Origin of the sequence: Mycobacterium paraense, assembly GCF_002101815.1 — a bacterium.
GTDB lineage: Bacteria > Actinomycetota > Actinomycetes > Mycobacteriales > Mycobacteriaceae > Mycobacterium > Mycobacterium paraense.
Map to the genome: position 1 here is coordinate 419,092 of NZ_LQPM01000013.1, position 15,931 is coordinate 435,022.

The 15,931-nt window shown below is 71.5% G+C and carries 13 protein-coding genes and 1 riboswitch; of the genes, 10 read left to right on the forward strand and 3 right to left on the reverse strand.

Annotated elements, in window-relative coordinates:
* Position 1 precedes the first annotated feature (1 nt).
* On the reverse strand, positions 2-883 hold the full coding sequence (locus AWB89_RS14055; RefSeq protein ID WP_085096063.1) for a glycosyltransferase family 2 protein: 882 nt from the start codon (positions 881-883) through the stop codon (positions 2-4).
* Entirely contained in the window at positions 876-1,778 is a 903-nt protein-coding gene (gene rfbD, locus AWB89_RS14060; protein WP_085174370.1) for a dTDP-4-dehydrorhamnose reductase, read from the reverse strand. Before rfbD ends, AWB89_RS14055 begins: the two co-directional genes overlap by 8 nt.
* A 75-nt stretch (positions 1,779-1,853) precedes the next feature.
* Here rfbD and AWB89_RS14065 point away from each other — a divergent pair, with 75 nt between their 5' ends.
* The 8 genes from AWB89_RS14065 to AWB89_RS14100 all read left to right on the forward strand — a co-directional run bounded on the left by AWB89_RS14065 (position 1,854) and on the right by AWB89_RS14100 (position 12,981).
* Positions 1,854-3,326: an LCP family protein gene (locus AWB89_RS14065; RefSeq protein WP_372515306.1), complete on the forward strand. Its 1,473-nt coding sequence runs from the start codon at positions 1,854-1,856 to the stop codon at positions 3,324-3,326.
* Positions 3,314-4,051: a TIGR03089 family protein gene (locus AWB89_RS14070; RefSeq protein WP_206601248.1), complete on the forward strand. Its 738-nt coding sequence runs from the start codon at positions 3,314-3,316 to the stop codon at positions 4,049-4,051. Before AWB89_RS14065 ends, AWB89_RS14070 begins: the two co-directional genes overlap by 13 nt.
* A gap of 145 nt (positions 4,052-4,196) precedes the next feature.
* The gene (locus tag AWB89_RS14075) at positions 4,197-5,822 is read left to right on the forward strand and encodes a PPE family protein (protein ID WP_085174372.1); all 1,626 of its coding nucleotides are present in this window, start codon (positions 4,197-4,199) and stop codon (positions 5,820-5,822) included.
* Between the two features lie 70 nt (positions 5,823-5,892).
* Positions 5,893-6,174, forward strand: coding sequence for a DUF1490 family protein (locus tag AWB89_RS14080; protein ID WP_085096072.1), 282 nt, complete (start codon positions 5,893-5,895; stop codon positions 6,172-6,174).
* A gap of 44 nt (positions 6,175-6,218) precedes the next feature.
* Positions 6,219-8,315, forward strand: a complete 2,097-nt coding sequence (gene ctpC / locus AWB89_RS14085) for a manganese-exporting P-type ATPase CtpC (RefSeq protein ID WP_142282543.1) — start codon at positions 6,219-6,221, stop codon at positions 8,313-8,315.
* Positions 8,301-8,500: riboswitch (cobalamin riboswitch) on the forward strand. (Overlaps the previous gene by 15 nt.)
* Positions 8,501-8,607: 107 nt before the next feature.
* Complete coding sequence (locus AWB89_RS14090; protein ID WP_085174376.1) at positions 8,608-10,260, forward strand: PPE family protein; 1,653 nt, start codon at positions 8,608-8,610, stop codon at positions 10,258-10,260.
* 138 nt (positions 10,261-10,398) lie between these two features.
* Positions 10,399-11,106: a hypothetical protein gene (locus tag AWB89_RS14095; protein ID WP_142282533.1), complete on the forward strand. Its 708-nt coding sequence runs from the start codon at positions 10,399-10,401 to the stop codon at positions 11,104-11,106.
* A 12-nt stretch (positions 11,107-11,118) separates the two neighbouring features.
* Positions 11,119-12,981: an ABC transporter ATP-binding protein gene (locus tag AWB89_RS14100; RefSeq protein ID WP_085174380.1), complete on the forward strand. Its 1,863-nt coding sequence runs from the start codon at positions 11,119-11,121 to the stop codon at positions 12,979-12,981.
* Between the two features lies 1 nt (position 12,982).
* On the opposite strand, the gene AWB89_RS14105 is transcribed toward AWB89_RS14100, so the two are convergent.
* Positions 12,983-13,639 carry a cation efflux transmembrane domain-containing protein gene (locus AWB89_RS14105; protein ID WP_085174382.1) on the reverse strand — a complete coding sequence of 219 codons (657 nt, stop codon included), beginning with the start codon at positions 13,637-13,639 and terminating at the stop codon, positions 12,983-12,985.
* 152 nt (positions 13,640-13,791) lie between these two features.
* Between AWB89_RS14105 and AWB89_RS14110 the strand changes: the two genes are divergently transcribed.
* Positions 13,792-14,706, forward strand: coding sequence for a class I SAM-dependent methyltransferase (locus AWB89_RS14110; RefSeq protein ID WP_085174384.1), 915 nt, complete (start codon positions 13,792-13,794; stop codon positions 14,704-14,706).
* 12 nt (positions 14,707-14,718) lie between these two features.
* Positions 14,719-15,930 (forward strand): CoA transferase, encoded by a 1,212-nt coding sequence (locus AWB89_RS14115; RefSeq protein ID WP_085174386.1) that lies wholly within the window; start codon positions 14,719-14,721, stop codon positions 15,928-15,930.
* The last annotated feature ends 1 nt before the right edge of the window (position 15,931 follow it).

Here is a 15,931-nt window from a genome sequence, read left to right on the forward strand (position 1 = left end):
GTCAGCGCCTCCGCGACCTGCGCAGCGAGCTGCGCACCATCAGCCGCGACCGCGCCGCCAGCGAGGCGCGCAGCGTCCAGCGCAGCGGCGCACGCGACCAACCGGCATTGCGGTCGGCCAGGAATTGATAGGTGCTCTTGTGGTGGGCCGCCAGGTGGATCGCGGGGTCGTGGCCGGTGGAGTGGCCCTTGTGGTGCAGGACTTCGGCGGACGGCACGTAGACGCTCAGCCAGCCGGCCTTGCCCAGCCGGTCGCCGAGGTCGACGTCTTCCATGTACATGAAGTAGCGCTCGTCGAAGCCGCCCACCTGGCTGAAGGCGGACCGCCGCACCAGCAGGCACGACCCCGACAGCCAGCCCACCGCGCGTTCGCTGGGCTCGACCCGCTCCTGGCGGTAGGCCGCCGTCCACGGGTTGCGCTTCCAGAACGGGCCGATCACCGCGTGCATGCCGCCGCGGATCAGGCTGGGCAGGTGGCGCGCGGACGGATACACCGACCCGTCGGGGTCCCGGATGAGCGGACCGAGGGCGCCGGCGTGCGGCCAGCGGGTCGCCGCGTCGAGCAAGGCGTCGATGCTGCCGGGGCCCCACTGCACGTCGGGGTTGGCCACGATCACCCAGTCCCCGTTCTCGTCCGGGCTGTCGTCCAGCTGCGCGACCGCGCGATTCACCGCGGTCCCGTACCCGAGGTTCGCGCCGGTGTCGAAGAGCCGCACGTTCGGGTAGCGCTCGACCGCGGCCTGCGGGGTCCCGTCGGTCGAGCCGTTGTCGGCGAGCAGCACGCTGACCGGGCGCTCGGTGGCCAGCGACAGGGAGGCCAGGAATCGCTCCAGGTGCGGGCCCGGCGAGTAGGTCACCGTCACGACCGGCAGGATGTCAGTCACGCGTAGAGGGTAACGGTCGGTCGCTGCCGGATGCGGTTAGCGCCGCGACAAGCGCAGCGCGCCAGGGCCTTAGCGGTGTCAGGCCCGCCGCCGCGGACTCCTTGCCGCCGAGCGCGGAGTAGCTCGGCCGCGGCGCGGGGCGCGGAAACTCGTCGGTTTTGACGGGCCGCACCCGGTCGGGATCGGCGCCGCACTCGGAGAACACCGCGCGGGCCTGCTCGAACCGCGACACCGCGCCCTCGTTGGCGGCGTGCAGGATCGGACCCGGAACGCGCTCGTCGGCGACCTGTAGCAGCGCGACGGCCAGGTCGGCGACGTAGGTCGGCGAACCCGCCTGGTCGTCGACGACGTTCACCGGCCCGTCCCCCGCCGCCAGCCGGCGCATGACGGCGACGAAGTCCTTGCCCGTTCCGCCGGTGTAGAGCCAGGCGGTCCGCACGACGACGGCCGACGGCAGCGCGGCCAGGACGGCCTCCTCGCCGGCGAGCTTGGACAGCGCGTACACGCCGCGCGCGTCGGTCTTGTCGCTGGGCTCGTACGGACGCGGCTCGCCGGGGCCCGGTTCGCCGGTGAACATGTAGTCGGTGGAGACGTGGATCAGCCGGGCGCCCGCTTGCGCGCAGGCGCGCGCCAGGATTTCCGGCCCGGTGGCGTTGACGGCGTAGGCGCGCGCCTCGTCGCTCTCGGCGCCGTCGACGTCGGTGTAAGCCGCGCAGTTGATGACCACGTCGCCCGGGCGGATGTTGCGTTCCGCCGCGGCCGGGTCGGTGATGTCCCACTGCGACGACGTGAGCGCGAGGACTTCGCGCCCCCGCTCGGTCGCCAGCGCGGCCAAACAGCTGCCCAGTTGCCCCCCGGCTCCAGTGATCACGATTCGCTCTGACCTGCCCGACATGCCGTCGAGTGTGGCACGGCACAGGCACGCCGCCCCCGGCTACCCGCAAAGACGCTGTGTCGCAAGTAACCTATTGTGATGCCTGTGCAACGTGTGGTTCGTGTGGTTGCCACTGTGCTGACCGTCGCGGTCGTTGTCGGCACCGGAATGGCCTGGGGCAACGTGCGCTCGTTCGAGGACGGCATCTTCCACATGTCCGCGCCCTCGCTCGGCAAGGGCGGCGACGACGGCGCCATCGACATCCTGCTGGTCGGCCTGGACAGCCGCACCGACGCGCACGGCAATCCCCTCTCCCAGGAGGAGCTGGCCACCCTGCGGGCCGGCGACGAGGAAGCGACGAACACCGACACGATCATCCTGATCCGGATACCGAACAACGGGAAGTCGGCGACGGCGATCTCGATCCCGCGGGATTCCTACGTCGCGGCCCCCGGCCTGGGCAAGACCAAGATCAACGGCGTCTACGGCCAGACCAGGGAGGCCAAGCGCGCCACCCTCGTCAAGGCCGGCGCCTCCGCGGCCGAAGCGGCCGCCCAGGGCACCGAGGCCGGCCGCGAGGCCCTGATCAAGACCGTCGCCGACCTGACCGGTGTCACCGTCGACCACTACGCCGAGATCGGCCTGCTCGGGTTCGCGTTGATCACCGACGCGCTCGGCGGCGTCGACGTCTGCCTCAAACAGCCCGTGTTCGAACCGCTTTCGGGCGCGGACTTCCCGGCCGGACAGCAAAAGCTCGACGGACCCGAGGCGCTCAGCTTCGTGCGGCAGCGCCACGACCTGCCGCGCGGCGACCTGGACCGGGTGGTGCGCCAGCAGGTGGTGATGGCGTCGCTGGCGCACCGGGTCATCTCCGGCAAGACGCTGTCCAGCCCGACCACCCTGCGGCGCCTCGAGGCGGCGGTGCAGCGCTCGGTGGTGATCTCCTCGGGTTGGGACGTCATGGATTTCGTCCAGCAGATGCAGAAGCTGGCCGGCGGCAACGTCGCCTTCGCCACCATTCCGGTGCTCGACGGCGCCGGCTGGAGCGACGACGGCATGCAGAGCGTGGTGCGGGTTGACCCGCATCAGGTGCAGGACTGGGTGGCCGGCCTGCTGCACGACCAGGCCCAGGGCAAGACCGAGGAGCTGGCCTACACCCCGGCGAAGACCACCGCCAGCGTGGCCAACGACACCGACATCAACGGCCTGGCGGCCGCGGTGTCAGAGGTGTTGAGCTCCAAGGGTTTTACCGCCGGCACGGTCGGCAACAACGACGGCGGCCACGTGAAGAGCAGCCAGGTGCGCGCCGCCAAGACCGACGACCTGGGCGCCCAGCAGGTCGCCAAGGAGCTGGGCGGGTTGCCGGTGGTCGCCGACCCGGCCGTCGCGGCCGGTACCGTGCGGGTGGTGCTGGCCAACGACTACACCGGGCCCGGCTCGGGGCTGTCCGGCGGCGGGCCCGTCGTGTCCGCGCGGGTGTCGAACGCCGCCGCCTCGGCGGATCCGAACGTGCCGCCGCCGTCGCCGATCCTGACCGCCGGGTCCGACAAGCCCGAGTGCATCAACTGAGCACGCTGGCCGGGGCCATCCTGGATCCGATGTTGCGGGCCGACCCGGTCGGCCCGCGCATCACCTACTACGACGACGCCAGCGGCGAGCGCATCGAATTGTCCGCCGCCACCCTGGCCAACTGGGCCGCCAAGACCGGCAACCTGCTGCGCGACGAGCTGGGCGCCGGGCCGGCGAGCAGGGTCGCGATCCTGCTGCCGGCGCACTGGCAGACGGCGGCGGCGCTGTTCGGGGTGTGGTGGATCGGCGCCGAGGCGGTGCTCGTTGCGGGCTCGGCCCGCCAGGACGCGGACGTGGCGCTGTGCACCGCGGAACGGCTGGACGAGGCCTTTGAAATGACAGCCACCGGCGCCGGCGAGGTGGCCGTGCTGTCGCTGGACCCGTTCGGCCGCCCGGCACCGGACCTGCCGATTGGCGTCACCGACTACGCCACCGCCGTGCGGGTGCACGGCGACCAGATCGTCGGCGAATCCCGGCCCGGTCCGGCGCTGGCCGGGCGATCCGTCGATGAGGTCCTGGCCGACTGCGAAAGTTCCGCCGCCGCAAGGGGATTGACCGCGGGCGACCGGGTGCTGTCCACCGCATCCTGGACGCGGCCCGCCGATCTGGTGGACGGGCTGCTGGCGATCCTGGCCGTCGGCGCGTCGCTCGTGCAGGTCGCCAATCCCGACCCGGGCGCGCTGCAGCGCAGGATCGAGACGGAAAAGGTCACCCGGGTCCTGTAGCGCCGCGGCCGCCCAACCTCGACAGGTTAGGTAAAGCAATGCTAACTTTGCGGGGTTAACTCAGCTCAGGTGGGGGCGAAGGCTTGGCTGACGGGGACATCGGTATGCGTGCGGCTCGGGGCGGGGCCGGCGAGGCGCGCGGCTGATGACGGCGCCCGTCTGGATCGCCGCTCCGCCCGAGGTGCACTCCGCACTGCTCAGCAGCGGGCCCGGGCCGGCATCGTTGCTTGCGGCGGCGGGCGCGTGGAACACGCTGAGCGCCGAATATGCGTCGGTGGCCCAGGAACTCACGGCGGTGCTGGCCGCCGTGCCGGGCGGGACATGGCAGGGGCCGAGCGCGGAGGCGTATCTGGCCGCACATGCGCCATACCTGGCGTGGCTGATGCAGTCCAGCGCCAAGAGCGCGGCAGCGGCCGACCGGCACGAGACCGCGGCGGCGGCCTACGCCGCCGCGCTCGCGGCCATGCCGACCCTGGCCGAGCTGGCCACCAACCACATCGTCCACGCCGTGTTGGTGGCGACCAATTTCTTCGGGCTCAACACCATCCCGATCGCGCTCAACGAAGCCGACTACGTCCGGATGTGGATTCAGGCCGCCACCACGATGAGCACCTACCAACAGGTTTCGGCCGCCGCGGTGGCGTCGACGCCACCGACCACGCCGGCCCCAACGGTGGTCAACCCCGTGTCGACGTGGCTCGACTCCGTGACGACCTCCATCGGCACCGCAGAACAGCTCGCCCGGGACGCGTCGGCGCTGAGCCTGTCGGACCTGCAGGCGGCGTTGCTGGAGCTGATCCAGAACTTCAGCATCGCGGCCTTGCTGCAGGATCCGCTGGTCTATAGCCAGCAGGTCATCGAGACCTTTGTCGGGAAGGTCCCCCTGCTGTCGGACCTGTATTTCGGGTTCGGCGGCGACCACGTCTTCGAATTCCTGGAGAACCCGGTTGGGTTCGTGGAGAACATCGTCAACAAGTTCCTCGCGGATCCGGTTGCGGCGCTGTCCAATCCGTTCTTGCTGGTCCTGAGCCCCGACGATTTCGCTTCGATCGGCTACAGCCTGTTCTCGCCGTTGATTCCCGCGGTGGCTCCCGCCGGCGCGGCGGGCGGCTTCGCCGGGCTGGCCGGCGCGGCCGGGTTGGCCGGGCCGCCGCTAGCGGCCGCACCGCCGGCGCTGGCACCCGGCACGGCGGCGCCCGCGGCCCTGCCGGCTGCCGTGCCGGCGCCGACCGCTGCCGCGTCGACCGTCGCCCCCGCCGCGGCCCCGGCCGCGTCCGCCGCGTCCGCCGCGAGCACCGTCGCCGGCACGGCGCCGACGGCGGCGACCGCGGGCGGGACGGCTTTTGCGGCGCCCTACGGGGTAGCGCCTCCCGGCATCGACGTCGGTACACGGCGACGCACCGGCGCCGCCGCCGCCTCGAGCGCCAAACGTGCGGCCCCGCAGCCGGATGCCGCCGCGGCGACGGCGCGGGAGCAGGCGCGGGCGCGCCGGCGAACCCGCGCGAAGCGGCGCGAACTCGGCGACGAGTTCGCGAACATGGACATCGAGCTCGACCCGGACTGGGCCGCGCCGCCGCCTCAGCCGCCCACGCCCACCCTGGCCTCGGACGAGGCCGCCGGGACGCTGGGGTTTGCCGGAACGGTGGCGAACGAGGGCGCCCACGCGGCGGGTATGGCCACGCTGTCCGGCGACCCGTTCGGTGGCGGGCCACGAGAACCGATGCTGCCCGCCACGTGGGACCCGGAACCGCCCGCCGACGAATCATATTGATATAGCAATATTTCAATGTTAACGTCGTGCAAGCATGGGCTGACGCGGCGGCGACAGGAGGGTTGAGGCGATGGCGGTGTACGGGCTCTTGGCGAAGGCGGCGGGCACGGTGGTCACCGGCCTGGTCGGCGTGACGGCCTACGAGGTGGTGCGCAAGGCCGTGGCCAAGGCGCCGTTGCACGAGACTGCCGTGTCGGCCGCGGAGCTGGGGCTGCGCGGCACCCGCAAAGCGGAGGAGGCCGCCGAGTCGGCGCGCCTCAAGCTCGCCGACGTCATGGCCGAGGCGCGCGAGCGCATCGGCGAGGAGGCGCCGACGCCCGCGGTCGCCGACGCCCACGACCACGAGCACTGACGTAAGGCTCTGCCTTGCAAGTGGTTTCGGACGCGGCCGGGCGCATGCGGGTGTCCGTCGACTGGGTGCGCGGCGACTCCCGTCGTGCCGTGGCGGTCGAGGAGGCCGTCGCCAAGCAGGCGGGGGTGCGGGTGGTGCACGCCTACCCGCGCACCGGCTCGGTGGTGGTCTGGTATTCGCCCCGGCGCTGCGATCGACCCGCGGTGCTGGACGCGATCGGCGGCGCCGCGCACGTCGCGGCCGAGCTGATCCCGGCGCGCGCGCCGCACTCGTCGGAGATTCGCAACACCGACGTGCTGCGCATGGTGATCGGCGGCGCGGCGCTGGCATTGCTCGGCGTGCGCCGCTACGTGTTCGCCCGGCCGCCGCTGCTCGGCCCGAGCGGCCGGCTGTTCGCCACCGGCGTCACCGTTTTCACCGGGTACCCGTTCCTGCGCGGCGCGCTGCGTTCGCTGCGCTCCGGGCGGGCCGGCACCGACGCGCTGGTCTCGGCGGCCACCGTGGCGAGCCTGGTGTTGCGGGAGAATGTCGTCGCCCTGACCGTGCTGTGGCTGCTCAACATCGGCGAGTACCTGCAGGACCTGACCCTGCGGCGCACCCGGCGGGCGATCTCGGAGTTGCTGCGCGGCACCCAGGACACCGCGTGGATCCGCCTGACCGACGGCCAGGAGATCCAGGTCCCCATCGACAGCCTGCAGATCGGCGACGAGGTGGTGGTCCACGACCACGTCGCGATACCCGTGGACGGCGACGTGGTCGACGGCGAGGCGATCGTCGACCAGTCCGCGATCACCGGCGAGAACCTGCCCGTCAGCGTCAGCGTCGACTCGCGGGTGCACGCCGGCTCGGTGCTGGTGCGCGGGCGGCTGGTGGTGCGCGCCCGCGCGGTCGGCAACCAGACCACCATCGGCCGCATCATCGCCCGGGTCGAGGAGGCCCAGCACGATCGGGCGCCGATCCAGACCGTCGGCGAAAACTTCTCCCGCCGTTTCGTTCCCACGTCGTTCATCGTTTCCGCGATCACCCTGGCCGTCACCGGCGACGTCCGCCGGGCGATGACCATGCTGCTGATCGCGTGCCCGTGCGCGGTGGGGCTGGCCACCCCGACCGCGATCAGCGCCGCGATCGGCAACGGCGCGCGCCGCGGCATCCTGATCAAGGGCGGGTCCCACCTCGAGCAGGCGGGCCAGGTCGACGCGATCGTGTTCGACAAGACCGGAACGCTGACCGTCGGGCGCCCGGTGGTCACCAACATCGTTGCGCTGCACAAGGACTGGCAGCCCGACCAGGTGCTGGCCTACGCGGCCAGCTCGGAGATCCACTCCCGCCACCCGCTGGCCGAGGCGGTGATCCGCTCGACCGAGGAGCGCCACATCAGCATCCCGCCGCACGAGGAGTGCGAGGTGCTGGTGGGGCTGGGCATGCGGACGTGGGCCGACGGCCGGACCCTGCTGCTGGGCAGCCCGTCGCTGTTGCGCGGCGAAAAGGTGAAGGTGTCGAAGAAGGCCTCGGAATGGGTGGACAAGCTGCGGCGCCGGGCCGAGACGCCGCTGCTGCTCGCGGTCGACGGCACGCTGGTGGGGCTGATCAGCCTGCGCGACGAGGTGCGCCCGGAGGCGGCCAACGTGCTGAAGGAGTTGCGGGCCAACGGGATTCGCCGCATCGTCATGCTCACCGGTGACCATCCCGACATCGCCGAGGTGGTGGCCGCCGAGCTCGGCATCGACGAGTGGCGCGCCGAGGTGATGCCCGAGGACAAGCTCACCACGGTGCGCGAGCTGCAGGAGGAGGGCTTCGTCGTCGGCATGGTCGGCGACGGCATCAACGACGCCCCCGCGCTCGCCGCCGCCGACATCGGGATCGCCATGGGCCTGGCCGGCACCGACGTGGCCGTCGAGACCGCCGACGTGGCGCTGGCCAACGACGACCTGCATCGGCTGCTCGACGTGCGGGACCTGGGTGCGCGCGCCGTCGACGTCATCCGCGAGAACTACGGCATGTCGATCGCCGTCAACGCCGCCGGGCTGATCATCGGGGCGGGCGGCGCGCTGTCCCCGGTGCTGGCCGCGATCCTGCACAACGCGTCGTCGGTGGCGGTGGTGGCCAACAGCTCCCGGCTGATCCGCTACCGCCTGGACTGACGGCCGTGCAACAATACGGTCCGTAAGGCGATGACGATGCAGGAAGCCGGTGCGAATCCGGCGCGGTCCCGCCACTGTCATCGGGGAGCGACCCTCATCAGCCACGGCTCACGACCCTAGGAGCTGGAAGGCGAGGCGAGCAGCGATCCGAGAGCCAGGACACTCGCGTCGTCGCATCCTGCGACCCGGGGCGGTGTACCCCGAGAGAGCTGGCCACCCCCATGCCACAACCGTCATGGCATCGCGCCCCCCAAAATCCGTCTGATTCGGCACCGGCACCCGGCGGTGCGCGATGACCGCTCCGATATGGATGGCCTCGCCTCCCGAGGTGCATTCGGCGCTGCTGAGCACCGGCCCGGGGCCGGGGGCATTGCTGGCCGCCGCCGCGGCGTGGGGTTCGCTCAGCGCCGAATACGCCGCCGCCGCACAGGAACTCGAGGCGCTACTGGCGGCGGCCCACGCGGGGTCGTGGGGCGGCGCGGCCGCCGAATCCCATGCGGCCGCCCACGCGCCCTATCTGGTGTGGCTGGCGCAGGCCGGCGCGAACAGCGCCGCGACGGCCGACCAACACGAAATCGCCGCCGCCGCCTACACCACCGCCCTGGCCGCGATGCCGACCCTGGCCGAGCTGGCCGCCAACCACGCGACCCATGCGGGGTTGGTGGCCACGAATTTCTTTGGCGTCAACACGATTCCGATCGCGCTGAACGAGGCCGACTACGCGCGGATGTGGATCCAGGCCGCCGCCGTGATGAGCGCCTATCAAGGCGCGACGTCGGCGGCGCTGGCGGCGGCCCCCCAGCCCGCCGTGGCGCCGCAGATCGTGCAGGCCGGCGGGATGTCTGCGGCTTCCCTGACCGCCGCCGAGTCGTTGCCCCCCGACCGGCAGGACGACATCCTGCAGTGGTTGCAGCAGAACGGGTTTACCGACTTCTACTACACCTACCTCCAGCCGTTGATCGACTCGCTGATGGTCGACCCGTTCTTCGGGTCGATGTTCTCCGGCTTCGATCCGTGGCTGCCCGTGCTGGGTAATCCGCTGAGCTTCCTCAGCCCGTTCAACATCGCGTTCGCCCTCGGCTACCCGATGGATTTCGGTTCGTACTCCGCCTTCCTGGCGGAAACCTTCGCCTTCATCGCGGCGGATGTCACCGTGGCGTTCGCCTCGGGTAATCCCACGACCATCGGGTGGACCCTGGTCTTCGTCACCGTCGAAGCGATCGGCACCGTCATCACCGACACGATCGCGCTGCTCAAGACCCTGCTGGAGCAGAACATCGCGCTGCTCGCGGTTTTTCTGCCGCTGATCACCGCGTCCCTGGCGCCGCTGGCCGCCGTCCCCGCGACGCTGGGCGGTCTGTCCGGCCTGGCCGGCATCAAGGGCCTGATCGTCGTGGTGCCGCCCGCTTTGCCCGCCACCATGCCCCCGGTGGTCGCGCTGGCGCCGGCCCTGCCGGCCCCGACGCCGCCCCCGCCCGCCCCGGCCCCGGCGCCCGCTCCGTCCGTCGTCGCCGCGGCCACACCCGCACCCGGGCCGCCGCCGCCCGCCGGCGCACCGCCGGCGGCGACCGGCGCGGGCATGGACGGCTTCTCCTATCTTGTCGGTGGCCTGAGCGCCAATGCCCGGGCGGCGGCGGGTGCCGCCGCGCGGCCCAAGGCGCCGGAGCCGGACCGCACCGACGCCCCGGCGGTCGCGGCGACGCCCGGGGACGCCGGATCGCCGCGGCGCCGGCGGCGGGACAAGGTCACCCAGCCGGGACGCGGCTACGAGTACATGGACCTCGAGCCCGCCCCCGCGGCCTCCGACCTCGGGGGGTTCGCCGGAACCGCGGCCAAGGCGGCGGCCGGCGCCGCGGCCGGGCTGACGACGGTGCCGCGCTTGCCGATGATCCCCGCGACGTGGCACCCGGCCGGCGGGGCCGTCGAGACCGGAGAAACTCAATAACAAACCCATAGGTTTTCACAGCGCCCCATAATTGTTCGGCGCGAAATCCGTCGGTAATGTCCGGTGGCAACTACGGAATTCCCTGCAGCGGAATGCCTTCCGTAATTGCGCTTTGACCGGAAAGAAACGGAGAAAACAATGCTCACCTTGCGGGACCACGATATCGATGATTATGCGGCGTTACGCGACATGGACAGCACCGATGTCGGGGTGCTGAACGAGGGCGATCGCGCCTGTCTCGACGAATTGGGCGAATATCTCGTCGCCAGCGATTCCTGGCGGCGATTATCGATCTGGCTGCTGCACAAGCATTTCGAACCGGGCGCCGGGGAGGTATTTGCGGAAACGGTCGTCAGCGCGCCGCGCGGAACACAAACCGCGCCCGTCGCCCGGCGCACCGCCACGGACCTGAGCGCAACATCCCTGCGGTTCGACCCGGAGGTCCGGGATGGCCTCGGCGTCGTCGGCATGGAATTCGCCGATGTGGCCGACTTCGGCTCCACCGCGACGATGACCGCCGACGACGAGCCCGTCCTGGCCGGGATCGCCGAACGCCTGGGGGCCCGCGGCAAAACGGAGCGATTCGGCGTGCGCCTCATTCGCGATCCGCTCGGCCTGTCCGACGACGAAGTGCTCCTGGAAACCTGCGACATCGCGCACCGCACCCTGCACTGCAGCGTCGGCGCACGGGGCGCCACCGCCAACGCCGTCGAGACGACCTGGCAATGGCGGCCCAATCCGGGTGCGTCCGGCCCCGCGGTGCACCGGTACTGCCTCAATCAGTGCACGTTGGACTCGGGCAACAACCACTTCATCACGGGCCACACCAACTACCCGGACTCTTAACCGCCGCGCGCAGTGACGGCCCCGCTGCAATCCCTCGATTTCACCGGCTCCGCGATCAGGCTGCTGAAACGCCTTGCCCCGCAGCGCGGGCGCGTCGCCGCGGTCATCGTGCTGTCGGTAATCGCCGTAGCGATCGCGGCGGCCGGCCCGCGGGTCCTGGGCCATGCCACCGACCTGATCTTCGACGGGGCCATCGGCCGGCGGCTGCCCGCCGGAATCACCAAGGAGCAGGCCGTCGCGGCCGCCCGCGCCCGCGGCGAGAGCACCTATGCCGACTTGCTGTCCGCCATGAACATCGTGCCCGGCAGGGGCGTGGACTTCGGCGCGGTCGGCCGGACGCTGGCGCTCGCGATGGCGCTGTATCTGTCTACAGCGCTGCTGGTTTGGTCGCAGGCCCGGCTGCTGAACGCGATCGTGCAGCGCAGCATGAAGGGCCTGCGCGCCGACGCCGAAGAGAAGGTGCACCGGTTGCCGCTGTCCTACTTCGACGGCCGGCAGCGCGGCGAATTGTTGAGCCGGGTCACCAACGACATCGACAACGTGCAGACCTCGCTCTCGACGATCGTCGGCCAGGTGGTCTCCGCGGTACTGACGGCGGGGGCCGCCCTGGCGATGATGGCCTCCATCTCGCCGCTGCTGGCCGGCATCGCGCTGCTGACGGTGCCGCTGTCGCTCGCGGCGACCCGGGCGATCGTGCGGCGGTCGCGGCGGCTGTTCGTCGCCCAGTGGGTGAACACCGGGCGCCTCGGCGCACACCTCGAGGAGACGTACAGCGGTTTCACCGTGGTCAAGACGTTCGGGCACCGTCCCGAGGCGCTACGACGCTTCCACGACCTCAACGACGAGCTGTACCGGAGCAGTTTCGGCGCCCAGTTCTTCTCCGGCGTGGTGGGCCCGGCAACGACGTTCGTCGGCAACCTCGGCTACGTCGCGGTGGCGGTCGTCGGCGGCGTGCAGGTGGCGACCGGCCGGATCACGCTGGGCAGCATCCAAGCCTTCGTGCAGTACGTACGGCAGTTCAACCAGCCGCTCGCCGCGGTCGCAGCCATGTACAACACGGTGCAGTCCGGGATGGCCAGCGCAGAAAGGGTTTTCGAGCTGCTCGACGAGCCCGAGGAAGCGCCGGACGGCGGGCCGGCGCTGGCGCCGCCCGATGGCCGGGGGCGGGTCGAGTTCCGGCGGGTGAGTTTCTCCTACCGCCCGGGCACCCCGGTGATCAACGACCTGTCCCTCGTCGCCGAACCGGGCAGCACGGTCGCGATCGTCGGGCCGACGGGGGCGGGCAAGACCACCCTGGTGAACCTGCTCATGCGCTTCTACGAGGTCGATTCGGGCGCAATCCTCATCGACGGTGTCGACATCGCATCGGTGAGCCGGCGCTCGCTGCGGTCACGCATCGGCATGGTGCTGCAGGACGCCTGGTTGTTCGACGGGACGATCGCGGAGAACGTCGCCTACGGCCGCCCCGGGGCGGGCCCCGACGAGGTGGTCGCCGCCGCCAGGACCGCCCACCTGGACCAGTTCGTGCGGACCCTCCCGGAGGGCTACTCCACCCAACTGCACAACAACGGCGGCAACATCAGCGCCGGCGAGCGGCAGCTCATCACCATCGCGCGGGCGGTGCTGTCCCGCCCGCAGCTGTTGGTCCTCGACGAGGCGACCAGTTCGGTCGACAGCCGCACCGAGCTGCTCATTCGGCGGGCCGTCGCCGCGCTTCGCCAGAACCGCACGAGTTTTGTCGTCACGCACCGCCTTTCGACCATCCGCGATGCCGACCGCATCCTGGTCGTGGAGGCGGGCGAGGTCGTCGAGCAGGGCACCCACACCGAACTGCTGGCTCGGCGGGGCGCCTACTACCGCATGACGCGGGCCTGACTCAGCAGCCGCAGTCCCGGCCGCGCCAGGCCCGGACACCCTGCCAGGCCGCCACGCCGGCGATGCCGAGCCCCACGGCGGGATCGACCCACCAACCGCCCGGCCAAAACCCCGTCAGTGCAAGCGTGATCAGGACCCCGGCGGCCTGCGCGCCGCAGAGGTAGTTCTGCATCCCTTCGGCCTCGGTGGCCCCGGAGTCCAACCGCGCCCCGAGCGAGCGGTTGGCCCGGCCCAGAATCGGCATGAGGAACAACCCGAACGCCGTCAACCCGATGCCGATCACCGACATCTCGGCGTGGTGCCGGGCGGTCAGGTCCTGCAGGGATTCGGCGGCGATGTACGGCGCGGTCAGCCAAAACGACACCGCGACACCGCGTTGCGCGCGCCGCTCGGCGCCCGGCGAGAACGCGCGGGCGCCGCTGAACCGCCACACCACCATCGCGCTGGCCAGCGCTTCCGACGCCCCGCCCAGCGCCCATCCGGTCAGCGCGACCGAGCCGACGGCCAGCCCCTGCCACAGCCCGACGGCGCCCTCGACGAGCACCACCGCAAGGCCGATCCAGGCGAGCCGCCGCGCCCACTCGGCGCTGCGCCGCCACCCGGCGTCGCGCGCCGCGGCGACACGGCATTCGTCGGCGATGAGGGGAAAAGTGGTCATTGCGCGAGGCTAGCGACGAGCGGGCGGCATCGCCGGCGCGCACACGCCGCCGTGACACAACCGTGCCCCGCCGCCACGGGCCGTGGTCCCCGGCAACGCGCCGGGCGACCCGTAGTTATTGTGGCTAACGAGTAGACCGGGGAAGGGATGACATGGCGCGCACCGACAACGACACCTGGGACCTGGCGACCAGCGTGGGAGCCACCGCGACCATGGTCGCCGCGGGCAGGGCGCGCGCGACCCGGGACGCGCTGATCGACGACCCGTTCGCCGAACCGCTGGTCCGGGCCGTGGGGGTCGATTTCATGACCCGGTGGGCCGCGGGCGAATTGAGCTCCGCGGACGTCGACGTTCCCGGCGCCCCGTGGGGCATGCAGCGCATGACCGACATGATGGCCGCGCGCACGCGCTACATCGACGCGTTCTTCGCCGCGGCGGGGGAAGCGGGCATCCGCCAGGTCGTCATCCTGGCGTCGGGTCTGGACGCCCGCGCCTACCGGCTGCCCTGGCCGGCCGGCACCACGGTGTTCGAGGTCGACCAACCCGAGGTCATCGCGTTCAAGCAAGCCACCATCGCCGAACTCGGCGCCACGCCGACGGCCGACCTGCGGGCCGTGCCGATCGACCTGCGCCACGACTGGCCCGCGGCGCTGCGGCAGGCCGGGTTCGACACCGGCCGCCCGGCCGCGTGGGCCGCCGAGGGGCTGCTCGGGTTCCTGCCGGCCGAGGCGCAGGACCGGCTGCTCGATCAGGTCACCGAGCTCAGCGCCGACGGCAGCCGGCTGGTGGCCGAGGTGTTCTGGAACACGGGGGTCAGCGGGGACGCGCTGAACGCCGCGAGCGGAAAGTGGCGGGAGAACGGCCTCGACATCGCGCTGGGCGACCTGGGCTTCCCCGGCGAGCGCAACGACGTGGCGACCTACCTGGCCGACCGCGGGTGGCGGCCGGCCCGCACCCCGCTCAATCAGCTGCTGGCCGACACCGGACTACCGTTGCAGCCCGAGGGCCCCGACGCGCCGTTCGCCAGGAACTACTACTGCGCCGCGGTGCTGCACAAGGCGGGTTAAAGGAAGGCCGATATGCCAAACACCCAGCCCCCCAAGCCACTTGACGGCTACCGGGTGCTCGACTTCACCCAGAACATCGCCGGGCCGCTGGCCGGGCAGGTGCTGGCGGACCTCGGCGCCGAGGTGATCAAGGTCGAGGCGCCGGGCGGCGAGGCGGCCCGGCAGATCACCGTGGTGCTGCCCGGACGCCCGCCGCTGCCCACGCTGTTCTGGCCCCACAACCGGGGCAAGAAATCGCTGGCGGTCGACTTGACCTCCGGGGACAACCGGGAGCAGATACTGCGGCTGGCCGACACCGCCGACGTCGTCCTGGAGGGCTTTCGCCCCGGCGTGATGGAGCGCCTGGGGCTGGGTCCCGACGACTTGCGGGCCCGCAATCCGCGCCTGATCTACGCCCGCCTGTCGGCCTACGGCGGCAACGGCCCGCACGGCAGCAGGCCGGGCGTCGACCTGATGGTCGCCGCCGAGTCGGGCATGACCACCGGGATGCCCACGCCGACAGGCAAACCGCAGATCATCCCGTTCCAGCTCGTTGACGCCGCCAGCGGCCACGTGCTGGCCCAGGCGGTGCTGGCCGCGCTGCTCAACCGGGAGCGCCACGGGGTGGCCGACGTCGTCCGGGTCGCGATGTACGACGTCGCGGTCGCGCTGCAGGCCAGCCAGCTCACCATTCACCTCAACAAGCCGAGCGAGGCGCCCCAGCCCAAGGGGGATTCGGAGCCAAAACCGAAGAAGCGCAAGGGGGTTGGTTTCGCCACCCAGCCGTCGGACGCCTTCAGGGCCGCGGACGGCTACCTGGTGATCAGCGCCTACGTGCCCAAGCACTGGGCGAAGCTGTGCCAGATCATCGGCCGCCCGGATCTGATCGAGGACGAGCGGTTCATCGACCAGCGTTCGCGCGCAATGAATTACCCGGAGCTGACCGAGGAACTCGAGTCGGCGCTGGCCGCCAGGACCGCCGCCGAATGGGTCGAGCTGCTGCAGGAGGGCGGCCTGATGGCGTGTTTGGCCTACACCTGGAAGCAGGTGGTCGACACCCCCCTGTTCGCCGAGAACGAGCTGGCCCTGCGGCTCGGCGGCGACGATCAGGCGATCTCCGTGGTCCGGATGCCGGCGCGCTACTCGAGCTTCGACGCCTCATCGTCCGGCTGGGTCACCGATCCGCCGCCCGCCCCGGGGCAGCACAACGAGGAATTCCTCACCGCACCGGAAACGGCGTCCTAGC